Source organism: Bradyrhizobium sp. WSM1253 (assembly GCF_000244935.1).
In the GTDB taxonomy this organism is placed as follows: Bacteria; Pseudomonadota; Alphaproteobacteria; order Rhizobiales; family Xanthobacteraceae; genus Bradyrhizobium; species Bradyrhizobium canariense.
Map to the genome: position 1 here is coordinate 8,079,652 of NZ_JH600073.1, position 20,607 is coordinate 8,100,258.

General features: G+C 63.4%; 21 protein-coding genes and 1 tRNA gene. 17 read left to right on the forward strand and 5 right to left on the reverse strand.

Annotation, left to right across the window (positions count from 1 at the left end; all coding sequences use genetic code 11):
- The first annotated feature begins 161 nt into the window (after positions 1–161).
- The 5 genes from BRA1253DRAFT_RS39195 to BRA1253DRAFT_RS39215 all read left to right on the forward strand — a co-directional run bounded on the left by BRA1253DRAFT_RS39195 (position 162) and on the right by BRA1253DRAFT_RS39215 (position 7,166).
- A complete protein-coding gene (locus BRA1253DRAFT_RS39195) occupies positions 162–2,282 on the forward strand; it encodes a sodium-translocating pyrophosphatase (protein WP_007603432.1) in 2,121 nt (706 codons plus the stop codon).
- Positions 2,283–2,627: 345 nt separating this feature from the next.
- On the forward strand, positions 2,628–3,836 hold the full coding sequence (locus tag BRA1253DRAFT_RS39200) for a bifunctional 2-polyprenyl-6-hydroxyphenol methylase/3-demethylubiquinol 3-O-methyltransferase UbiG (RefSeq protein WP_007603433.1): 1,209 nt from the start codon (positions 2,628–2,630) through the stop codon (positions 3,834–3,836).
- The gene (locus tag BRA1253DRAFT_RS39205) at positions 3,833–5,383 is read left to right on the forward strand and encodes an amino acid adenylation domain-containing protein (RefSeq protein WP_007603434.1); all 1,551 of its coding nucleotides are present in this window, start codon (positions 3,833–3,835) and stop codon (positions 5,381–5,383) included. Before BRA1253DRAFT_RS39200 ends, BRA1253DRAFT_RS39205 begins: the two co-directional genes overlap by 4 nt.
- Before the next feature lie 35 nt (positions 5,384–5,418).
- Complete coding sequence (locus tag BRA1253DRAFT_RS39210; RefSeq protein ID WP_007603435.1) at positions 5,419–6,897, forward strand: hypothetical protein; 1,479 nt, start codon at positions 5,419–5,421, stop codon at positions 6,895–6,897.
- Positions 6,894–7,166 carry an acyl carrier protein gene (locus BRA1253DRAFT_RS39215; protein ID WP_007603436.1) on the forward strand — a complete coding sequence of 91 codons (273 nt, stop codon included), beginning with the start codon at positions 6,894–6,896 and terminating at the stop codon, positions 7,164–7,166. The genes BRA1253DRAFT_RS39210 and BRA1253DRAFT_RS39215 overlap by 4 nt, the downstream gene beginning before the upstream one ends.
- Before the next feature lie 79 nt (positions 7,167–7,245).
- Here BRA1253DRAFT_RS39215 and BRA1253DRAFT_RS39220 read toward each other — a convergent pair whose 3' ends face one another.
- Together BRA1253DRAFT_RS39220 and BRA1253DRAFT_RS39225 are read right to left on the reverse strand one after the other, a co-directional pair.
- Complete coding sequence (locus BRA1253DRAFT_RS39220) at positions 7,246–8,247, reverse strand: tripartite tricarboxylate transporter substrate binding protein (RefSeq protein WP_007603437.1); 1,002 nt, start codon at positions 8,245–8,247, stop codon at positions 7,246–7,248.
- Positions 8,248–8,333: 86 nt separating this feature from the next.
- Positions 8,334–8,819 (reverse strand): outer membrane protein assembly factor BamE, encoded by a 486-nt coding sequence (locus BRA1253DRAFT_RS39225; RefSeq protein ID WP_007603438.1) that lies wholly within the window; start codon positions 8,817–8,819, stop codon positions 8,334–8,336.
- Between the two features lie 98 nt (positions 8,820–8,917).
- On the opposite strand from BRA1253DRAFT_RS39225, the gene BRA1253DRAFT_RS39230 reads away from it, so the two are divergent.
- The 8 genes from BRA1253DRAFT_RS39230 (at position 8,918) to BRA1253DRAFT_RS39265 (ending at position 14,451) form a co-directional block, all read left to right on the forward strand.
- A complete protein-coding gene (locus tag BRA1253DRAFT_RS39230) occupies positions 8,918–9,469 on the forward strand; it encodes a ubiquinol-cytochrome C chaperone family protein (protein ID WP_007603440.1) in 552 nt (183 codons plus the stop codon).
- A complete protein-coding gene (locus tag BRA1253DRAFT_RS39235) occupies positions 9,466–10,029 on the forward strand; it encodes a DUF177 domain-containing protein (protein ID WP_007603442.1) in 564 nt (187 codons plus the stop codon). Before BRA1253DRAFT_RS39230 ends, BRA1253DRAFT_RS39235 begins: the two co-directional genes overlap by 4 nt.
- 298 nt (positions 10,030–10,327) lie before the next feature.
- Entirely contained in the window at positions 10,328–11,389 is a 1,062-nt protein-coding gene (plsX, locus tag BRA1253DRAFT_RS39240; protein WP_007603443.1) for a phosphate acyltransferase PlsX, read from the forward strand.
- Positions 11,386–12,366, forward strand: coding sequence for a beta-ketoacyl-ACP synthase III (locus BRA1253DRAFT_RS39245; RefSeq protein WP_007603444.1), 981 nt, complete (start codon positions 11,386–11,388; stop codon positions 12,364–12,366). Before plsX ends, BRA1253DRAFT_RS39245 begins: the two co-directional genes overlap by 4 nt.
- 133 nt (positions 12,367–12,499) lie before the next feature.
- Positions 12,500–12,841 carry an integration host factor subunit alpha gene (locus BRA1253DRAFT_RS39250; protein WP_018456841.1) on the forward strand — a complete coding sequence of 114 codons (342 nt, stop codon included), beginning with the start codon at positions 12,500–12,502 and terminating at the stop codon, positions 12,839–12,841.
- Between the two features lie 27 nt (positions 12,842–12,868).
- Entirely contained in the window at positions 12,869–13,447 is a 579-nt protein-coding gene (locus BRA1253DRAFT_RS39255) for a MerR family transcriptional regulator (protein ID WP_007603446.1), read from the forward strand.
- A gap of 110 nt (positions 13,448–13,557) precedes the next feature.
- Positions 13,558–13,635, forward strand: a tRNA-Pro gene (locus BRA1253DRAFT_RS39260).
- 123 nt (positions 13,636–13,758) lie between these two features.
- Entirely contained in the window at positions 13,759–14,451 is a 693-nt protein-coding gene (locus BRA1253DRAFT_RS39265; RefSeq protein ID WP_007603447.1) for a hypothetical protein, read from the forward strand.
- 6 nt (positions 14,452–14,457) lie between these two features.
- Here the strand turns inward: BRA1253DRAFT_RS39265 and BRA1253DRAFT_RS39270 are convergent, their stop codons facing one another.
- Both BRA1253DRAFT_RS39270 and BRA1253DRAFT_RS46410 read right to left on the reverse strand, forming a co-directional pair.
- Positions 14,458–15,258, reverse strand: a complete 801-nt coding sequence (locus BRA1253DRAFT_RS39270; protein WP_245286058.1) for a tetratricopeptide repeat protein — start codon at positions 15,256–15,258, stop codon at positions 14,458–14,460.
- A gap of 249 nt (positions 15,259–15,507) precedes the next feature.
- Positions 15,508–15,849, reverse strand: a complete 342-nt coding sequence (locus tag BRA1253DRAFT_RS46410) for a DNA methyltransferase (RefSeq protein WP_371261361.1) — start codon at positions 15,847–15,849, stop codon at positions 15,508–15,510.
- Here BRA1253DRAFT_RS46410 and BRA1253DRAFT_RS44140 point away from each other — a divergent pair.
- Positions 15,830–16,075 carry a hypothetical protein gene (locus tag BRA1253DRAFT_RS44140; protein ID WP_157158691.1) on the forward strand — a complete coding sequence of 82 codons (246 nt, stop codon included), beginning with the start codon at positions 15,830–15,832 and terminating at the stop codon, positions 16,073–16,075. The two genes, BRA1253DRAFT_RS46410 and BRA1253DRAFT_RS44140, sit on opposite strands and share 20 nt — an antisense overlap.
- A 548-nt stretch (positions 16,076–16,623) precedes the next feature.
- On the opposite strand, the gene BRA1253DRAFT_RS39275 is transcribed toward BRA1253DRAFT_RS44140, so the two are convergent.
- Entirely contained in the window at positions 16,624–16,863 is a 240-nt protein-coding gene (locus tag BRA1253DRAFT_RS39275; RefSeq protein WP_007603449.1) for a hypothetical protein, read from the reverse strand.
- A 330-nt stretch (positions 16,864–17,193) separates the two neighbouring features.
- On the opposite strand from BRA1253DRAFT_RS39275, the gene BRA1253DRAFT_RS39280 reads away from it, so the two are divergent.
- From BRA1253DRAFT_RS39280 to BRA1253DRAFT_RS39290, 3 genes are all read left to right on the forward strand, one after another.
- Positions 17,194–18,102 carry a dihydrodipicolinate synthase family protein gene (locus tag BRA1253DRAFT_RS39280; protein ID WP_007603450.1) on the forward strand — a complete coding sequence of 303 codons (909 nt, stop codon included), beginning with the start codon at positions 17,194–17,196 and terminating at the stop codon, positions 18,100–18,102.
- Positions 18,103–18,243: 141 nt separating this feature from the next.
- Positions 18,244–19,215, forward strand: a complete 972-nt coding sequence (locus BRA1253DRAFT_RS39285; protein WP_007603451.1) for an SDR family oxidoreductase — start codon at positions 18,244–18,246, stop codon at positions 19,213–19,215.
- A 276-nt stretch (positions 19,216–19,491) separates the two neighbouring features.
- Entirely contained in the window at positions 19,492–20,604 is a 1,113-nt protein-coding gene (locus tag BRA1253DRAFT_RS39290) for a S9 family peptidase (RefSeq protein ID WP_007603452.1), read from the forward strand.
- The last annotated feature ends 3 nt before the right edge of the window (positions 20,605–20,607 follow it).

A 20,607-nucleotide genomic window follows, 5' to 3' on the forward strand; every position in this document is an offset into this window, starting at 1 on the left:
CTGGCGTTGCACCCTCAATTTGATTTTGGCAAGGTCGTGACCGACTAAGGCCGCGCCTTCGGGCAAGGGGCGGCCTTTTTCAAATCAAGGCGCCGCACCGCACGACGGAAAACAAAAGGCGCTGGGGGTACGTTCATCAAGGATCTGAGGCAAAAAATCACATGACAGCATTATGGTTGATTGTGCTCTGCGGAGTGCTTTCCGTCGTCTACGCGATCTGGGCGACGTCTTCGGTGTTGAGCGCGGATGCGGGGTCTCCGCGCATGCAGGAAATCGCGGCAGCGGTGCGCGAAGGCGCACAGGCCTACCTGCGGCGTCAATACACCACGATCGGAATGGTCGGCATCGTCATCTTCGTGCTGCTTGCCTATTTCCTGGGGCTCTATGTCGCGATCGGTTTTGCCATCGGCGCGATCCTGTCGGGGGCGGCCGGGTTCATCGGCATGAACGTCTCGGTCCGCGCCAATGTGCGCACCGCCCAGGCGGCGACGACGTCGCTCGCGGGTGGTCTCGAGCTTGCCTTCAAGGCGGGCGCCATCACCGGCATGCTGGTGGCGGGTCTCGCGCTGCTCGGCGTGACCCTCTATTTCGGCTTCCTGGTCCATTCGCTGAAGCTTGCGCCTGACAGCCGCGTCGTCATCGACGCCATGGTGGCGCTCGGCTTCGGCGCCTCGCTGATCTCGATCTTCGCCCGTCTCGGCGGCGGCATCTTCACCAAGGGTGCGGACGTCGGCGGCGACCTCGTCGGAAAGGTCGAGGCCGGCATTCCCGAGGACGATCCGCGCAACCCGGCCACCATCGCCGACAACGTCGGCGACAATGTCGGCGACTGCGCCGGCATGGCCGCCGACCTGTTCGAAACCTATGCGGTGACCGCGGTCGCCACCATGGTCCTGGCGGCGATCTTCTTCGCCAAGACGCCGATCCTCGCCGACATGATGACGCTGCCGCTCGCCATCGGCGGCATCTGCATCATCACCTCGATCATCGGCACCTTCTTCGTGAAGCTCGGGCCGAGCCAGTCGATCATGGGCGCGCTTTACAAGAGCCTGATCGCAACCGGCGTCCTGTCGCTGGTCGGCATTGCCGGCGTGATCTATTACCTGATCGGCTTCGGCAAGCTCGCCGGCGTCGACTATACCGGCATGGCGCTGTTCGAGTGCGGCGTGGTCGGCCTCGCCGTCACCGCGCTGATCATCTGGATCACCGAATACTACACCGGCACCGACTATCGTCCGGTGAAGTCGATCGCCCAGGCCTCCGTGACCGGCCACGGCACCAACGTGATCCAGGGCCTCGCCATCTCGATGGAATCGACCGCGCTACCCGCGCTCGTGATCATCGCCGGCATCCTGGTCACCCACAGCCTCGCCGGCCTGTTCGGCATCGCGATCGCGACCGCCACGATGCTGGCGCTCGCCGGCATGGTCGTCGCGCTCGACGCGTTCGGTCCGGTCACCGACAACGCCGGCGGCATTGCCGAGATGGCAGGCCTGCCGAAGGAGGTTCGCAAATCGACCGACGCGCTCGACGCGGTCGGCAACACCACCAAGGCGGTGACCAAGGGCTACGCGATCGGCTCCGCCGGTCTCGGCGCCCTGGTGCTGTTCGCGGCCTACAACGAGGATCTCAAGTTCTTCATTGCGGACTCCGCGCACCACGCCTACTTCGCCGGCGTCAAACCGGACTTCTCGCTCAACAACCCCTACGTCGTGGTGGGCCTGTTGTTCGGCGGGCTCTTGCCGTATCTGTTCGGCGCGATGGGCATGACCGCCGTGGGCCGCGCGGCGAGCGCGATCGTCGAGGAGGTCCGCCGACAATTCCGCGAGAAGCCGGGCATTATGCAAGGCACCGACAAGCCGGATTACGGCAAGGCGGTCGACCTTTTGACCAAGGCGGCGATCAAGGAAATGATCATCCCCTCGCTGCTTCCGGTGCTGTCACCGATCTTCGTCTACTTCGTGATCTATGCGATCGCGGGGGGCGGGGCGGCCGGCAAGTCGGCGGCGTTCTCGGCCGTGGGCGCGATGCTGCTCGGCGTGATCGTGACGGGCCTGTTCGTCGCGATCTCCATGACCTCGGGCGGCGGCGCCTGGGACAACGCCAAGAAGTACATCGAGGACGGTCATTTCGGCGGCAAGGGCAGTGACGCCCACAAGGCGGCCGTGACCGGCGACACCGTCGGCGATCCCTACAAGGACACGGCCGGCCCGGCGGTGAACCCGATGATCAAGATCACGAACATCGTTGCCTTGCTGCTGCTGGCGATCCTGGCGCACTGAGGTACACATTGCTGAACAAAGACCCCGCGGCGCAGGCCTGCGGGGTCTTTCTTTGCGTGCGTGCCGGGGCCGCCGCATCATCTGAAGGGCCAACGAGACGTGGAACTGCAACAATCCGGTCATCAGAGCCATCCATCGATGCCGAGAGCGTAAGCCGCCCGAAAATGTGCATCCTACGCGTGCGCCACATTTAAGGTTGCTTAACCGGCCGAGCTCTAGAAATACGCGAGATTGTCGGCGGCATTTTAGCGAGTTCCGCAGCACGCGTGGAGATGCTCCGCGCGAGGCGCGCTCTCGGTATGTTCAGGGGTTCGCTGCTTGCCGCCCGCACGAGGGAGGTTTCCATTGCCTGCACGGCCTGTGAACGAGATTGAACGGGCATTGATGGCGCATCCGGGCGTGGCGGATGCTTTCTTCAGCGCCGAGCCTGGCCACGGCGGCCAGTCCGAGGTCGCTTTCATCGCAATTGACCCCGATCATCTGAGCGCCGGCAAGGCGAAGCGTCTTCAGGCCGAGACAGATCGCAGAGTTGCGCAATGGCGTCGCGCTTTCGATCAAGCGTATCGCCATGATGCCGATGGTGTTGTGCCGTCATTCGTCGGTTGGACCAGCAACTTCACCAACAGGCCCATTCCCGAACCCGACATGGTCGATTGGCTGGATCATACGGTCCTGCAAATTCGTGCTCTTGGTGCAAGGCGGGTATTGGAGATCGGATGCGGCGTCGGCTTGCTCGTCGAAAAGCTCGCGCCCGGCTGTGACGTATATTGCGGCACCGACCTCTCGCCGGTAGCGGTTCAGCGGCTGCGTGCGTTCGCACAGTCGAAGCCCGAGCTTCGGCATGTCGAATTTCTCGAGCGGGAAGCCACCGATTTGAGCGGCTTGTCGCTGAATTCGTTCGATGCAGTGGTGCTCAACTCGGTCGTGCAATACTTTCCCGGCATCGAATACCTGCACGCAGTCTTGGAGCAAGCCGCGGGCCTGGTGGCTCCTGGGGGGCACATCTTCGTCGGCGACGTTCGTAACCTCGAGCTCCTGCCGGTGTTCCATCGCGAAGTTCAATCCGCGAAAGTTTCGAGTGCCACCGATGCCGCACTCGCGCGAAAGATCTTCCTGTCGATCGCCCAGGAGCGCGAGTTGGTGATCCATCCCCACTATTTTCAGGGCATTTCCCGATCCATCCCGCGGATATCGGGTACGGAAATCCTGCTCAAGCGCGGATCAAGCTACGAGCTGACCCGCTATCGCTATGACGTGGTGCTGCGTGTCGATCGCGAAGCTGCTTCAGCTGGCAGCGAGAACAGCAGCCTCGTGCCCGATATGAACCAGGGAGCAAGTGAGGGCAGGCCGCTGGCGACCGATCCGATGGCCGCCGCGTTCCTTCAGCATCTCGGCATGGAGTTCGGGGGCGTGTTGCAGGCCCAGTTTACGGAGGCGAAATTGCCCGCGGCCGTGATCGCGCTCAACCAGCGAGATTTTGCCGAGATCGTGCAGGCCTCGTCGAACGCGCCGGGCGATCCCGGCGACAATGAAATGATCGAGGCGTCGGTATGACCGCCCATAATCTGGCGCTGCATTTCGAAGAGGTCGTTGCGTCCTCGCCGGACGCCGTCGCCCTGTACTGCGAAGGCGATAGCTTTGCCTTTTCGGAGCTCAACCAGTTGGCAAACCGGTCGGCGCGCTGGTTGACATCGCGGGGCGTCAACAAGGGCGCCGTGGTGTGCCTTGAATTGCCGAAAATCGCCGAGGCCTATGCGCTCGCGATCGCCTGCATCAAGATCGGAGCACCCTATGCGTTCCTCGATCCCGCGGCCCCGGAGGAACGTGCCCGGCTGATGCTGGAGCGATGCCGGCCCGCGCTGATCGTCAGCGTGCGCGAGGGTGCTGGACCGCGGACATTGATCGGCGATGCAAGTGCCCGGGCTGCCTTGCATCATGCCCTGTCGCAGCTTGAAGACGACAATCTGTCGCTGACGTCCTTGATCACCGGGGCCGATCCGGCCTATGTCATGTTCACCTCGGGATCGACGGGCGAACCGAAGGGCGCGGTCATCCCCCATCAAGGGGTGCTTCACCTGGTCGCCTGGGCGAAGAACGATCTTGGAATTGGACCCGGTGACCGGCTGACGAATGTCAACCCGATCTATTTCGACAATTCGGTCTTCGACATCTATGCCGGCTTGCTGAACGGAGCGGCGGTTGTCGCGCTGGACGCGCTGAAGGGGCGGCCCCCCGCAGAGCTGGTGTCGGAGATCACCAAGCATCAGTGCACGTTCTTCTTCGCCGTGCCGACCCTCTTCATGTTCCTGGACTCCATGCACCTTCTGAGCCCGGATTGGCTGCCGAGCATCAGCCGGTTCATGTTCGGCGGTGAGGGGTTTCCGCTGGCCCGGCTTCGTCGGTTCCACGACGCGTTTGCCGGCAAGGCGAAGCTGATCAATTGCTACGGGCCGACCGAGACGAGCTGTATTTGCAGTGGTTTCGAGATCGTCGAATCCGTTTTCGAGACCACGGACGGGCTGGCTCCTCTGGGACGGCTCAATCCCAATTTCAGCTACCGGATTCTGGACGAAGAGATGAAGCCGGTGCCCGGGGGCACCGCCGGCGAGTTGTGGCTGGGAGGCCCTGGGGTAGGGCTCGGCTACATCAACAACCCGCAAGAGACGGCCCGCCGTTTCTGTCAGGACCCTCTAATCGACGGCTATCGGTCGATCCTCTATCGGAGCGGCGACCTCGTGGAGGCCGACGTTGAAACCGGCGTCCTGCGCTTCCGCGGTCGCGCGGATAATCAGGTCAAGCTTCGGGGGTATCGGGTCGAGCTGGAGGAGATCGACCACGCGCTGATGGCGTGCAGGGGAATAACCCGTGCGCTTGCCGTGGTGCAGCGCGACGCCAGTGGTGCCAGTCGGCTGCTGGCCGCGTATTCGGGTGCAAGAATGGCGGAAAGCGATCTGCGCCAGCACTGCGCGGCGCACCTTCCCGCCTACATGGTGCCGGGCCGATTCATCTGGATGGAAGACATTCCCATCAACGCCAATGGCAAGGCGGACCGGCGCTCCGTGGTGTCACTGCTTGGCGAAGCTGTTGCAAGGGCCTCTTAGATGCAACAGCTCGTCGTGATCGCGCGCGTTGTCCGATGAGTGTTGAAAGCCAGTCCTACGGCTACGCGCCGTCGGGTCCTCATGGGAAGCCGTCGTGGCGGTTGATCCCGAAGATCGATCGGAACCCGAGGCTCGTGGCGGGGGTCCAGGACATCGGTGGCCGCGTGCTGCTCTGCTGCGCGGTCGGACTGCTCGTGGTTTTGTTTCGGCAGATAGGTATCGATTTTTCAGCGGCGGGATTCGCGCTGGTGTGCGCCTATGCCGGCCGGTACCGGCGCGTCCTGATCCTGCTCGCAACCTTGCTGCTGCTCTATCGCAGCGGCTTCCTGATCGACCGAGGTTTTCTCGAACGGCTGGCGATCGACGAAGGCGTTGGCGACCGGATCCATCAGCCGCTGCTGGAAGCGGTCATGGTGGCCGTCGTGTTTGCGCTGTTCGCGGGGTTGCTGATCATGCAGGGCGCAGGGACGGTGGTCTTCCGCCGCCCGACGCTCAGCCTGTTGCTGGCGTTCCTGGCACTCGTCGCGCTGACACAGGCCACGATGATGGCCGGCCTGCCGCGCGTTCTGCTGTGGTCATTTCTGATGACGTTCCAGCCCTATTTGTGGTTTCTTGCCTATGGTCTGGCCGATGCGGGCAGGAAGCGATCTCCGGTGTGGCGGCATCTGAGCGTTTTCCACCCCTTCTGGGGATCGTCGCTGACGCCGTTCGGGAAGGGGCTGTCGTATCTCGACCGCTTCGAGGCCAAGACACCCGAAGAGCTTGCGGTGACGCAGCTCAAGGGCTTCAAGCTTGCGGTCTGGATCCTTGTGCTCGCCATCATCAGGATCTGTCTCGTCGAGCTCGTCCACGGGCGTTTGCAGCTTCCAATGTTCGACGACAACCTGCCGCAATATCTCGCGGGCCATCCCTGGTCGCGTTTCGTCGGATGGGCGAGCCTCGTCAGCTTCTTCGTCGAGGACCTGCTGAGCATGACCGTGTTCGGCGGCGTCATCATCGCCACGGCGCGGCTTGCCGGCTTTCGCCTGCTGCGCAACACCTACCGGCCTCTGGAGTCAACGACGCTCGCGGAATTCTGGAACCGCTACTACTTCTACTACAAGGAACTGCTCGTCGATCATTTCTTCTACCCCACCTTTGTTCGCTGCCTCCGCGGCCATCGCCGGCTTCGCATGTTCTTCGCCACCTTTGCCGCGGCCTGTGTCGGCAACCTGCTGTTTCACTTCATTCGCGATATTCATTTCGTCGGCGAAATGGGCCTTTGGCGGGCCGTGGTCGGTCAGCAATCCCACGCGTTCTACACGTTTGTCCTGGCCGTCAGCGTCGGGCTCTCGCAGATGCGCCGCGCCCCACAACAGGCGCCGCGAGGATGGCTGCGTGGCCGCTTGCTGCCTTGCCTGTGGGTGTCGAGCTTCTTTTGTCTCATTCACATCTTCGATGCGCCGCTCGACCGCGAGCATTCGCTCGGGCAACGCGCCGAATTCCTGTTCTATCTCCTGGGAGTCTCGACATGACCACGAAAGCCGGCCCTGAAGTCAGATCGCAGATGCGACGCTACATCGTGCAGCGGCTGCTGATGAAGGGCGACAGCGCGCCGCTAGGTGACGACGATCTGCTGTTCACCAGCGGCCGCCTCGATTCGCTCGACGCGGTCGAGCTGATCATGAGCATTGAGACCGACCACGGGATCAACTTCTCCGACATCGGCTTCGATTTGACGCGCCTGGACTCGATTTCGGCGATTGCTGCTTTGGTGGGACAGCCGTCGGCCGAGCTTGCATAGCAACCGATGTGTCGCCACGCGCTCAACCCGAAAACACGGGCCGGCGATGCATGTTGGGCCGTGTCCGCGGATGCGAAGGCTACTGCACGTCCATCTGCAGCCCTTCCTTCTGGATGATGCCGGCGAACTTCTTCGTCTCGGCGTCCACGAAGGCGGCAAACTGGTCGGGCGTGCCGTAGTCGGCGCGGGCGCCCATGGCGACGATGTTCTTCTTGATGTCGTCGCGCTCGAGCATCGCCTTCACTTGAAGGTTGAGCGCTTCGACAACGGCAGGCTGCACACCTTTCGGCAGGAACACCGAGAACCACGACGAGACGTCGAAAGCCGCAAGCTCCGGCGCGCTCTCGCGCATGGTCGGCAGGTTCGGCGCGAGGTCGCTGCGCTCGGTCGTGGTGACGCAGAGGCCGGTGAGGGTGCCGTTCTGCACCTGCGGCAGGCTCGGATAGAGGTTGTCGAACAGGATCTGGATGTCGCCGGCGAGCGCCGCCTGGAGCGCGGGACCGGCGCCGCGGAACGGGATGTGCGTCATCTTCAGGCCGGTGAGCTGCAGGAACCAGGCGCCGGTGAGATGAGGGCTCTGGCCGACACCGGAGGAGGCGTAGCTGAGCTTGTCCGGATTGGCCTTGAGATAGGCGACCAGCTCGGCGATCGACTTGATGCCGGTCTTGGGATGCGCCGAGACGATGTTCGGGATCCGGATCATATTGGAGACCGGCTGGAGCTGGTCCGGCTTGTAGGTGAGGTTCTTGAAGATGCTGTAGGCGATCGCGTTCGGGCCGGGATTGCCGATCAGGATGGTGTGGCCGTCCGGCTTGGCGCGGACCACCTCGGCCGTGCCGATCGTCCCGCCGCCGCCGGAGCGGTTTTCCACCACGGCCGATTGGCCCCAGGCGGTCTGCAGATGCGCGGCCAGAAGCCGACCCATCACGTCGGTCGAGCCGCCGGCGGCCGCCGGCACGACGAGGCGGACGTTTTCGGTGGGCTTCCAGTCCGCCAGGCTCGATCGCGGCAGGATCGCTGCGGCCGAGAGGGCGGCAGCACCGGTGAGCACACGACGGCGGGACAGCAATTGATTGGGCACGAATCCACTCCCTGGGTCTTGTTTTGCGGGGAGCGTATGGAACCGGACGCGCAACGGCAAGCCGCACGAGGCCGCAGGCTGAAGGCTCAGTTAAAGCTGAGCAGTTTGAAGATCGGCGTAAGGTAGCTCATCTCCTGGCCCGACGTCGGCGTTGTGCGGCTGACGAAGTCGAAGATCTTGCCGTCCTGCAGGCCGTAATTCGCAAGCCGGCGCACGCGCCGGTTCTTGTCGAAATAGACCGCGATGACGCGCTGATCGACCACCTTCTGGTTCATGAAGGCGACCATGCGCTCGGAGCGCTGCGAGATGTAATAGAACACCTCGCCGTCGAGGGTTGCGACGGTGGAGGGGGTGCCCATCACGATCAGCACCTGATCCTGGCTCGCGCCGATCGGGATCTGCTCCAGCGCGTTGGGCGGCAGGATGTAACCCTTCTGGAACTGCTCGCCGGTGCAGCCCGCAAGCGCAGCGCCCACCAGGGCCGCGGCCGCGAACAGGCGCAAGCCGCGCCAACGTGCTTGAAGGCCGCGCCGCTTGTCTGCACGCAGGCTGGTCTGGTTCGTTATCGTCATAGCGGAACTGATTCCGTCCCCTTGCGTCGCGCGAGGCGCTGAAGTACCGGGCGGAGGCTCTGAATGCAACACGCGCGCGCCCGCTTGCGGAAACCACAATGCTTTGGCCGTTCAATCACTTCAGGAAACCCCGCCTAGCCTCGCCGGGCACCATTGAAGCCATCTATGGCATGATCGTGACGCAGGCGCGAGAACCCATATTTTACCGAGACTTGGGCGTGCCGGATAGCGTTAACGGGCGTTTCGATCTGTTGCTGCTGCACCTCTGGCTGCTGCTGCGCCGTCTGCGCACGGTTCAGGGCGCCACCGAGCTGTCGCAGGCGCTGTTCGACCGCTTCTGCGAGGACATGGACGACAATCTGCGCGAGATGGGGATAGGCGACCAGACCGTGCCGAAGCGGATGCGGGCCTTCGGCGAGGCATTTTACGGCCGGGTCCAGGCCTACGATCAGGCCATGGAAAGCGGCGGCGAGGCGCTGGCATCGGCGATCTGCAAGAATATCTTGAATGGGGCCGGCATGGACCAGGCGCAGCGGCTCGCGGCCTATGCCAGGGCTGCCGAGGCCGAGCTCGGCCGGACCGGCGAGGCCGCACTGCTGGGTGCGTCCTTCAAGTTTCCTCCAGCGCTTCCTGAGGATGTCACGCCATGACCCGACCGATACCAGCATCCGGGCCCGATCCCTGGCGGGTGCCCGTCATCGTTGCCCAGATCCCGGATACCGGCCTGCATCGCAAGCTCGAGGCCTCGGCCGCCGAGCGGCAGGCCATGGCCGAGACGGCAGGCTTGCGCGAGGTTGTCTCGGTCCAGGCCGACTTCGATGTCGTGCCGAAAAGCGGCAACCGGATCCAGGTTACGGGCCACGTTCGTGCTCGGATCGGCCAGACCTGTGTGGTCACGCTTGACCCGATGGAGAGCGAGATCGACGAGGAGGTGGACCTGATATTTGCCCCCGAGGCCGAGGTCCGCCGCCTGGCCGACCTGATGGAGGAGGGGCAGGACGATCAGGAGCAGGTCGCCGACCCCCCGGAGGCGATCGTCAATGGCATCATCGACCTCGGCCGGCTCGCCACCGACGCCCTGTTTCTGGCGGTCGATCCCTATCCGCGGAAACCGGGGGTGGTGTTTGAGCCCGAGGTCATCGCCCCCGATCCGGAGGACCATCCCTTTGCGGTCCTGAAGGCACTCCAGGACAAGAAGAAAGACCAATAGGTGCCGTCTCCCCCAGAGGACCGCTTTGCTACGGGGCGCGAGGTGTTTGCGATGGTGGTTTGAAAGGTCGAATTATCTGTTTGATTTTGATGCGTTTCTTGTGAATTAGTCCGTCCGCGGCCCGATGCTCCCGAATCCAAAAGGCTGGGGGCAAGAGGTTGTTTCGGGATAACAAAACGCTATTGTCGCGCCCCGGTCGGGGTGCAGCGTGGCGCTTGACCGACCGCCATGTTCGTGGCGGACCCATTTGCGGCCCCGCTCGTTCAAGACCGCACCAGACCAGGTTTCCAGGACTTTTATGCCAAGCAAGGTTCGCATCGCGCTTGACGCCATGGGGGGCGACGCCGGCGCCGCCGTGGTCATTCCAGGCGCCGCCATCTCGCTTGATAGGCATCGCGAGATCGAATTCCTGCTGATCGGGGACCGCGCCAAGATCGAGCCCGAGCTCGAGCGCCACCCCGCGCTGAAGGCGGCGTCGAAGATTATCCACACCGATGTCGCGGTCAGCGGGTCGGACAAGCCGAGCCAGGCGCTGCGGCGCGGCCGCCGGACTTCCTCCATGTGGCTTGCCATCGATGCGGTGAAAAAGGGCGAGGCGGATGTTGCGGTCTCGGCCGGGAATACCGGCGCGCTGATGGCGATGTCGCGCTTCCACCTGCGCACGCTGCCCGGCGTCGACCGTCCGGCCATCGCCGGCATGTGGCCGACCAGGCGCGGCGATTCCGTGGTCCTCGACCTCGGCGCCAGCATCGGCGGCGATACCCACCATCTGGTGTCGCTCGCCATCATGGGCGCGGCGATGGCCAGCGTGTTGTTCAACAAGAAACGACCCACGGTCGGCCTGCTCAATATCGGGGTGGAGGAGATCAAGGGGCACGAGGAGATCCGCGAGGCCGGCGAAATCTTGCGCGCCAGGAACCTGCCTGAGCTCGACTATCTCGGCTTCGTCGAGGGTGACGGCATCGGCAAGGGGGTGGCGGACGTCATCGTCACCGAGGGCTACAGCGGCAACATCGCGCTGAAGGCTGCGGAGGGAACCGCACGGCAGATGGCGGAATTGCTCAGGGACGAGATGAAGCGGAACTGGCTGTCAAAGCTCGGCTATCTCTTTGCGCGCAACGCCTTCCAGGCCCTGCGCAACAAGATGGATCCGAACAAATCCAACGGCGGCGTGTTGCTGGGATTGAACGGGATCGTGGTCAAGAGCCATGGCGGAATCGCTGCCGAAGGCTTTGCCTATGCGATTGATGTTGGCTATGAGATGGTCAAATTCGATCTCCTCAACAAGATCAATCAGATGCTCAACCGCGAAGGTGGTGCACTCAATTCCGTGCAGGCCGCGCAGGAGGCTGTTTCGTGACTCAAATTCGTTCGGTCGTGCTGGGCTGCGGCTCTTATTTGCCGGAGCAGGTGGTGACCAACGCCCAATTGGCGGCGCGCATCGACACGTCCGACGAGTGGATCGTGCAGCGCACCGGCATTCGCGAGCGGCATATCGCGGCCGAGGGCGAGTTCACCTCGCATCTGGCGCTGAAGGCGGCACAGGCCGCGCTCGCCGATGCCGGCCTGGACGCGCAGTCGATCGACCTGATCGTGCTCGCGACCTCGACGCCTGACAACACCTTCCCCGCCAGCGCGGTCGCCGTGCAGCACGGGCTCGGCATCAACCATGGCGCCGCCTTCGACCTTCAGGCGGTGTGCTCGGGCTTCGTGTTCGGGCTCGCCACCGCCGATAATTTCCTGCGCACGGGCGCCTTCAAGCGCGCGCTGGTGATCGGAGCGGAAACCTTCTCGCGCATCCTCGACTGGACCGATCGCGGTACCTGCGTGCTGTTCGGCGACGGCGCCGGCGCGGTAGTGCTGGAGGCGCAGGAGCAGCCGGGCAATGCCGCCACCGACCGCGGGATCGTGACGACGCATCTGCGCTCCGACGGTCGCCACAAGGCCAAGCTGTTCGTCGACGGCGGCCCGTCCTCGACCCAGACTGTCGGCCATCTGCGCATGGAGGGCCGCGAGGTCTTCAAGCACGCGGTGGGCATGATCACCGACGTGATCGTCGACGCCTTCGAGGCGACCGGGCTCAATGCCGACAGCATCGACTGGTTCGTGCCGCACCAGGCCAACAAGCGAATCATCGACGCGTCCGCGCATAAGCTTCATATCGCGCCGGAGAAGGTGGTGCTGACGGTGGACCTTCACGGCAACACCTCGGCGGCTTCGATCCCGCTGGCGCTGTCGGTGGCGCGCAAGGACGGCCGCATCAAGCGCGGCGACCTGGTTCTGCTGGAAGCCATGGGCGGCGGCTTCACCTGGGGCTCCGCGCTGGTGCGCTGGTAAGCCACAGTCGATAAAATTTTGCCCGAATCAGATCGGATTATCGATGCGCCTGCATTGATGAGGGCTGTTGACCGCCGTATCGTAAGCTCATAATTTCAGACAACAATTGTTCGCCGTGATGTGGGGCAGGGCGATGACCGATCAAAGTAAAACCGTAACGCGTGTCGATCTGTGCGAAGCCGTCTACCAGAAGGTAGGGCTGTCGCGCACGGAATCGTCCGCCTTCGTGGAACTCGTGCTGAAGGAGATCACCGATTGCCTTGAGAAAGGCGAGACGGTGAAGCTGTCCTCGTTCGGCTCCTTCATGGTCCGCAAGAAGGGTCAGCGCATCGGTCGCAACCCCAAGACCGGCACCGAGGTGCCGATCTCGCCCCGCCGGGTCATGGTGTTCAAGCCGTCGGCGATCCTGAAGCAGCGGATCAACGCCCAGCACCGCACCAATGGCGACGCCAGCAAGGCGCAACCCGAGGCGTAATCCGCCTTCCGGATAAGGATTTGGCATTTGGACAAGGCGCCGGATGCGTTCCGAACCATCAGCGAAGTAGCGCAGGAACTCGACATTCCGCAGCACGTGCTGCGGTTCTGGGAGACGCGTTTCTCCCAGATCAAGCCGATGAAGCGCAGCGGCGGCCGCCGCTATTACCGCCCTGACGACGTCGACCTGCTCAAGGGCATCCGCCGTCTGCTCTACGGCGAGGGCTACACCATCCGCGGCGTGCAGCGGATCCTGAAAGAACACGGCATCAAATCGGTGCAGGGCCTCGCCGACGGTGCGGCCGCGGTCTCGTTCGGCGCCATCGAAGACGCCGTCGGCGCGAGCCTGATGGAGCCCGAGGAGGAGACCGGCGTCCGCGGCGCCCGCGACAGCGACGATGACGACTACCAGGGCGAGGAGGAGGAGGGCATCGACTTCCGCTTCTCCGAGACCGACGACGAGGAAATCCTCACCACCTTCCGCAAAGGCGGCACCCCCGCCGCGCCCGCAGGCCCCAGCGCCATCGACCGGGAGCGCCTCGGACGGGTGCTCGCCGAGCTGATCGCCTGCCGCGAAATGCTGGATCAGGCGCTCAAGGACGCCTGACGCCGGACACCCTCGGCTTTGGGCCAGTTCCGGTGCCTTTCGGCAGAGGCAGCAAAATGGTGTGACCTCGCCTTGCGCAAACCGGCGATCCTAGCTAATGGAACGACGTTCGGAGCGTGGCGCAGCCCGGTTAGCGCACTAGTCTGGGAGACTAGGGGTCGGAGGTTCAAATCCTCTCGCTCCGACCAATTGTTCGTAGGCTTGGCTGAGCACACGCGCGAAAAGCATCGCAACGGATGCATTGTCTGTTCGCGATCAGGCCTAGGGCTCGCCCGGCGACAATGAGAGCATCAGAAGTGCCCGACGAGCCGATGACCCTCAAGTTCCGCTGTCCGCCGGGTCTTGAAGACAAATTGCCGCCGCCGGTCCCTGCGAGTTTAGGCCTGCCTGCCTGGCTGAAGGCGATGCCGACGCAGGCCTTCAACGCGATCAATCAGCGCGAGGAGGATACGGTCAAGCGATGCCCTCCGGTCGTCGACGCCATGACGAGCGGCTTCCTGATCCCATTGATGTGCGATGTCAGGTTTGAGAATGGGGAAATTTCCTGGGACAATGACCTGCCAGCCGGTGGTGAGCTTGATTTCCCGCGCTCTCCCGTTGGATTTCACGACTCCAGTCAGGTCACGGGATCGCCGTTGTTCGAGCCGGACCGGCTTCTCATCAAGTTTCGTAACCCATGGCTGATCGAAGCGCCGGAAGGCTATTCGGTTCTGTTCATGCATCCGATCAATCGGTTTGATTTGCCCTTCACGACGCTGACTGGCCTCGTCGATTGCGATCGATATCGTGACAGCTGGATCCATTTCCCGGTGCATTGGCACGACGTGAATTTCAACGGCGTGCTGCAGAAGGGGACACCGATCGCGCAATGCATGGCGGTGAAGCGGGAAACCTGGGTCGCTCAGACCGCGCCACTGACTGCAGAGGAGATGCGGCGGGTGTTCGAGGTAACGAAGTCGGTCGCGCAGGAGCCTGGCACTTATCGACGGCAGTTCCGTGCGTGAGCCGCATCACGGGATGTCATTTTGCAGAAACTTCTTGAGCGCGCTCGGGCGGAAGAAGAAGCGGCCGCGCGATGAATGGACGAGCGTGTAGGCGGCTTGTGCCAGCATCCGGGGCCGGCCGCGTACCGCCGAACGAAGGCTCGCCTCGCCCTCTTCGCGCTGACCCAACTCGAACAGGCAGGCTGCGAGGTTGGCTCGTGCCATGGCATCGTCAGGGCGCAGCGCCAGCGCGAGCCGGTACATTTCTGCGGCCGTGGCATAATCACCATCCTGGCGCAGCACGCGTGCAAGTAGGGTCGAGATATCGGGACGCCCGGGCGCGGCCTCGTTGGCCTTGACGAGAATCGCGCGCGCCTCACCGCGCGTATTGCGCTCGAGATGCAGGCGCGCAAGATCCAGTTGTAGGTCGATGCTTTCCGGCGCGAGCGCGAGAGCGGTGCCGATCACCGCGATGGCCTCATCGAGGCGCCGATCCTTGGCAAGCTGGCCGGCGAGTTCCTGGAACGCCGGCAGGAAAGGTGGGCGACGCGCCGCGGTCCGGCGCAATTGTTCGACGGCTTCCGTGCGACGTCCGGATTCGCCCAAGGCCGCGCCAAGCAGAGTTTCAATGCCCGGATCGCTCGTGCGGCGCGCCGCCTTGTCCAAGGGCAGGATGGCCTCCGCTGCGCGGTTCTGAGCGAGCAAGGCGCGGCCGAGAACCCATGTCGCGACGATATCGTTCCGGCTCGTCCTCAAGGCTTCGGCTGCAAGCCGCTCCGCCTCGGCGAAATTCTGCATTCGCAGCGCGAGCGTGGCGCGCTCGCGCAAATCGGTTTGATGAGGTCCGCGGCTGGGGGGAGGAACAGGGCGCTTCGACACGGGGCTCGCGATCGACGACAATCGAGGCGCGAAGTATGGCCTCGGCTCCGGCCTCGGGCAACCGCTATTCGCCTTCGCGCGCTGACGCCGGATGGACGGCGTACGCGTGCGATCATCTTGCGAGCAGTGGCTTAAGGAGAAGGTGTGATTGTCACAAAACGCGCCCCGCAATGGGGTCTTGTACTTCCTGCCTCGCTGCTAGGCTGCTAATATATCCTCGCGGATTGCCGTTTTCTTTAAACTCCGTCGGATACCCCCAAAGCCGGCCGAGCTGTATCCCGTGCCGAATCTGGGGGACACTTGCGCGACCTCAAAGCCGCCGCCCCCCGCCCACGAGAGCATCTCGGTAATCCCGCCCGGGTCCGTGCCACTAACTACATGTTGGAGTCGTGGCAGCAAGAAGTCTCGAACTGTTTGAAAATTTCGTTCCGTTATTAGCCAACGACGCCGCATCTTATGGGCAACGGCCGCAGTGGTTCCGCTTCCGCCAAACAAATCGACGACCAAGTCTGATGGGTTCGTGGCGATAGACCCGTCCAATGGTATTTGTCTTTCGCTTCTTGTGGATCGCGCGTTTGAAAATGGTCACCTCCTAATTGATGACGATCTTATTGTTCGCATCGATGGGGATCGGGTGGGCGATGACGATGTGCTAAGAAGCAATCTTGAGCCATACAATGGAAAAAAAATTCAGGCTCCTAAAATCGGAAAACCAAAACTTGATTATCTTCAGCGCAGACGTGCGCTGATAAAATCTTTTCCGTAGTGTGGCATCGCCCGCTCGCAGATATACACAAGTCGGTCTGTCGCACTCATGGCTATCTGGCTTCTCCGGCAGCGCCTTTGCTTCGCTGAGGCGCTCGTGGTCATTCCAATCGTCAAAAGCTACATCCCTATAAGGGAAAGTTAGTCGATACGCAGAGGAGCTGCGCTGAGATTCGCGCGTGACCGCTGCATTCCAATCTCAGCGGTGATGATCGCCAGTCTTTTAGCCTAGTGAGGTGGGCACGACAGCACACTTCGGCGCCGGTTACATAGCATATTTGGACAGTGTCGAGCTTGCTCATTGGGCGAGCCGGTCGAGCTGCATCTACTCTGTGGACAGCCGCACCACTATGCGCTGATGCCGACGCCGAAGGGGCGACAGGCCTGTGCGATCATTTTGTGTGCGGTGGCCTGAAAGGAAGGTGTGATCGTTGTCACAAAGCTCGCCGCCGCAATGGGGCTGGCGCTGTCGATGCCCGCGCGGACAGGCCATGCGGCGCCCGGGGCGTTTCCTCGTCGTCGTCTTGGTATCAGTAGTTTTGCGGGGCCTCAGGCGTGGCCCTTGATCTCGTAGCGACCCGGAACGCATTTGTAGCGATCGAGCCGCCAGTTGGCGTGGTAGATCGGATGCTCGCCCATCCATTTCGCCAAGGGGGCCTGTGCGCCGATCGCACACTGCATCATCGACATCTCGGGCGTCATGTTGCTGTCGGTCACGATTTCCTCGATGCAACTGCCTGAGCTGGCTGCACTTAGCCGGCAGAGCACGGCAACGACGGTCACGAACATTCCAGTCACCTCATCGGTAGTTTCTGACCACGAAGAGGATGCAAGCGGAGTGCCAGAGCCTGTGACGCAAACAACACGCTGGCCTGGCCGACTCGACCCAGCGTCCGGACTCCATTTAGCGATTCGGATTGTAAAAAAATTGCTCGTAAACCGAAGCCGGGCAAATACGGGGGAACCGGCCGGGCTGAGTCGCAGCGATGATCGATTGTGGGGGCAGCGCCGCGCCGGCGGCGCTTCACAGGCCGCGCGCAGCCGCTAGGCTTTCAGGACCGTGGCCACCCGCCAAAAGAGCGGGGCTGCCACAAGGGATATGAAACGCGAGGGCACACCATGAAGACACGACCGACCGGCGTGATTCCGCCGATGACGACGCCGTTCAGGAAGGATGGCGAAATCGACTACACCCTTGTGGCAGCCCAGGTCGACTGGATGATCGGCGCTGGCGCGCATGGTGTCGCGGCCGGCGGTTCGACCGGCGAGGGGCACACGCTCGATCACGAGGAATATCGCGACCTGATGGAGGCGACGGTTGCGGCGGTGAAGGGGCGCATTCCCGTGATCGCAGGCATTATCGTCGATTCCACGCGCGATGCGATCCGCCGCGGCAAGCTCGTGCGCGACATGAATGTCGCGGCGCTCCAGGTCACGCCGGTGCATTATCTGTTCAGGCCGGACGACGAGGCGATGGTGGCGCATTTCCGCGCCATGGCGGACGAGACCGGCATGCCCATCATCATCTACAACGTGGTGCCGTGGTCGTATCTTTCGCCGGCGCTGCTGACGCGGATCATGACCGAGGTGCCGCTGGTGGTCGGCGTCAAGCAGAGCGCGGGGGATCTGAAGCTGTTCGCGGACCTCATGATGATGGCCCCGGACAAGCTGATCTACAGCGCGGTCGATGCCCTGATGTATCCGTCCTACACATTGGGGGCCCAGGGCTCGATCGCCGCGATCCTCACCGCGGCGCCGCATGCCTCCGTCGCGCTGTGGGATGCCGTGAAGGCGGGTGACCATCCGCGCGCGCTCGACCTGCACAAGAAGCTGCTGACGCTGTGGAACGCCGTCATTGCCGACAATCTGCCGGCCTGCACGCGCTATGCGCAGACGCTGCAGGGCCTGCCCAGGACTTATCCGCGCGCGCCGATGCCGGAGCCCTCAAGCGCGCAGCAGGCGGCAATCCGCAAGGCGCTCGACGGGCTCGGCGCGTTGAACGAGCGGCGCGTCGAGGCGGCCGAATAGTCCACGCCCCGAAATTAGTGGTGACGATGGCAGCGCCGATCCGCTTTTACCTGCGGATGCGGCGCTGCTACATTTTGCGCGCGCTCCGATGCGCGGCGTAGCGATGAAGAAACATACCGACAAGGGAGGGCCGAAAGTCCCATGAAGGATTTTGCAGGAAAGACCGCCGTCATCACCGGCGGCGGCACGGGAATGGGACGCGAGCTCGCGCGGCAGCTCGTCGCCGAGGGCTGCAATGTCGCGATGTGCGACGTCTCGGAAGCCGCGATGGCCGAGACCAAGCGGCTGTGCGAAGTCGAGAAGCTGCCGCAGGGCTTGCGCATCACGACCCATGTCGCCGACGTCTCGATCGAGGATCATCTCAAGCGATTCCGCGACGAGCTCGCCGAGCAGCAGAAGACCGACCGGATCCACCTTCTGTTCAACAACGCCGGCATCGGCGGCGGCGGCAGCCTGTTCACCAACACGCGCGAGCAGTGGGAGCGCACCTTCAACATCTGCTGGGGCGGGGTCTATCTCGGCGTTCGCACCTTCCTGCCGATGCTGGTCGCGGCCGACGAGGCCCACATCGTCAACACCGCGAGCGTCAACGGCTTCTGGGCCTCGATCGGCATGACCCAGTCACACACCGCCTACAGCTCGGCGAAGTTCGCCGTGAAGGGATTTACCGAAGCGCTGATCACCGACCTCCGCCTGCACGCGCCGCACGTCAAATGCTCGGTGGTGATGCCCGGCCATATCGGCACCTCGATCGTCTCCAATTCGCGCAAGGTGCAGAGCGCCGACGGTTCGGAGCGGCTCAACGGCGACGAGGTCGCGCTGACCCGCAAGCGCATGGTCGCGGCCGGCGTGCCGGATGCCGACAAGATGTCGGACGAGGACATCCAGGCGGCGTTCGCCGAGCGCGCCCGCAGCTTCCTCGAGGATGCGCCGACGACGGCGGCACAGGCCGCCAGGATCATCCTCGACGGGGTCAAGGCGGAGCAATGGCGCATTCTCGTGGGCGAGGATGCAAAGCGCCTTGACGAGCGCGTTCGTGCTACGCCGGAGCAGGCCTACGACCGCGCCTTCTACGAAAGTTTTACGCAGGAGGTCGGCTGGCGGCTCGGCTGAGGCAGGCGACGAGCGCGCGCCGATATAGGTATGATGTGCATCATGGCAAGAGGCGCGCAGGCAATTTCATGTGCCACCTTTTGCCAGTGTGCTGCCGGCGTTTCTTGCAAGCGTTCGGCCACTCATGACGCATTGGAATGTCACGCATGCGACACGTCCCTGCGTTCAAGCGATGGTGATCGCTAACGGCTCCCATTGGGCGCACGGCAGCTTGGTCAGGGAACCAAAATAGTTTATTCAATCATGTGTAAGGCGATGACCAGAGCGTAGCTCCCGATGATACCCGCATGCCTCTCCGACGACTGGATTCTTTGCCCGGAGCGAGAGGACATCTCCGCTGAGTTCACGCGGCTCCTCACCGCGGCCCAGGAGGGCGGCGCCACGATCGCGGAATGCCTGATGATCGCGCGGCAGCTGAAGCGGGGCGACGACCAGTCCTGGCATCGCGAGTGGAAGAAACTGGCGCAGGCCAATCGGCATCGTGCCGAGGCCGCATTCGCGGAAGGTCACAGGGCGACCGCGCAGCGCAACTGGCTCCGCGCCATGAATTACTACAGCGCGGCCGCAATGCCGCTCGATCAGGCGGACGAGCGCCGCTGGGTCGCGGTCCTCGCGATGCAGGATTGCGCCCGCCGCTTCCTCGTCGCGCGCGAGCCTGCCGGGGAGGTCGTGACGATCCCTTGGCTCGACGGACATTCGTTGCAGGGCTATTTCCTGCCCGCGCCGTCGGGACGCGTGCGAGCCCCGACCGTGATCTGCATCGGCGAGCCCGGCCACCGCAAGGAGGAATTTCTGTTCAAGCTCGTGCCGCATGCGCGCGAGCGCGGCTTCTCGCTGCTGGCGCTGGACCTGCTCGGCGACCAGCGCGACGACTATCTCGACGCGCTGTTGCGGCGCCGGGATCTCGAGAGTGCGATTCCGTGCGTCATGGACTATCTGGAGACGTGCAGCGAGGTTGATTTCGAGCGCGTCGCGATCGTCGCCGATGGCTGGGGCTCTTCCTTCGTGGCCCGCGCGGTGTTGCAGGAGCCGCGGCTTGCGGCCGCCGTCTGCGATGGCGGCCTGTGGGATCTGCACGAGCGGGCCTTCTTTGCCAGCCGATTCGCGATGAGCGACGTCAGCATCGTTCCGGTGCCGCATGCGCCGCTGATGGCCTCCAGCGCCGATTGTCCGGTGCTGATCACGCTCGGCGAGGACGGCTGGCTCAAGGCCGATCGGGCCCGTCAGATCGTCCAGACGTCCCGGCTCGGCAGTTCGGATGTCATGTTGAAGGTGTTCACCGCGGCCGAAACCGGCGCGGCACAGGCCCATGCGGACAATCCGAGCCTTGCCAATGAATACATCTTCGATTGGCTCGAATCGCGGCTCGGCGCCGCGGGGCGCATCTAGGGA

Coding starts and splice junctions, on each gene's coding strand:
- BRA1253DRAFT_RS39195 (WP_007603432.1), top strand. CDS start 162: ATGACAGCATTATGGTTGATTGTGCTCTGCGGAGTGCTTTCCGTCGTC.
- BRA1253DRAFT_RS39205 (WP_007603434.1), top strand. CDS start 3,833: ATGACCGCCCATAATCTGGCGCTGCATTTCGAAGAGGTCGTTGCGTCC.
- BRA1253DRAFT_RS39210 (WP_007603435.1), top strand. CDS start 5,419: ATGAGTGTTGAAAGCCAGTCCTACGGCTACGCGCCGTCGGGTCCTCAT.
- BRA1253DRAFT_RS39215 (WP_007603436.1), top strand. CDS start 6,894: ATGACCACGAAAGCCGGCCCTGAAGTCAGATCGCAGATGCGACGCTAC.
- BRA1253DRAFT_RS39225 (WP_007603438.1), bottom strand. CDS start 8,819: ATGACGATAACGAACCAGACCAGCCTGCGTGCAGACAAGCGGCGCGGC.
- BRA1253DRAFT_RS39230 (WP_007603440.1), top strand. CDS start 8,918: ATGCTTTGGCCGTTCAATCACTTCAGGAAACCCCGCCTAGCCTCGCCG.
- BRA1253DRAFT_RS39235 (WP_007603442.1), top strand. CDS start 9,466: ATGACCCGACCGATACCAGCATCCGGGCCCGATCCCTGGCGGGTGCCC.
- plsX (WP_007603443.1), top strand. CDS start 10,328: ATGCCAAGCAAGGTTCGCATCGCGCTTGACGCCATGGGGGGCGACGCC.
- BRA1253DRAFT_RS39250 (WP_018456841.1), top strand. CDS start 12,500: ATGACCGATCAAAGTAAAACCGTAACGCGTGTCGATCTGTGCGAAGCC.
- BRA1253DRAFT_RS39265 (WP_007603447.1), top strand. CDS start 13,759: ATGACCCTCAAGTTCCGCTGTCCGCCGGGTCTTGAAGACAAATTGCCG.
- BRA1253DRAFT_RS39275 (WP_007603449.1), bottom strand. CDS start 16,863: ATGTTCGTGACCGTCGTTGCCGTGCTCTGCCGGCTAAGTGCAGCCAGC.
- BRA1253DRAFT_RS39280 (WP_007603450.1), top strand. CDS start 17,194: ATGAAGACACGACCGACCGGCGTGATTCCGCCGATGACGACGCCGTTC.
- BRA1253DRAFT_RS39285 (WP_007603451.1), top strand. CDS start 18,244: ATGAAGGATTTTGCAGGAAAGACCGCCGTCATCACCGGCGGCGGCACG.
- BRA1253DRAFT_RS39290 (WP_007603452.1), top strand. CDS start 19,492: ATGATACCCGCATGCCTCTCCGACGACTGGATTCTTTGCCCGGAGCGA.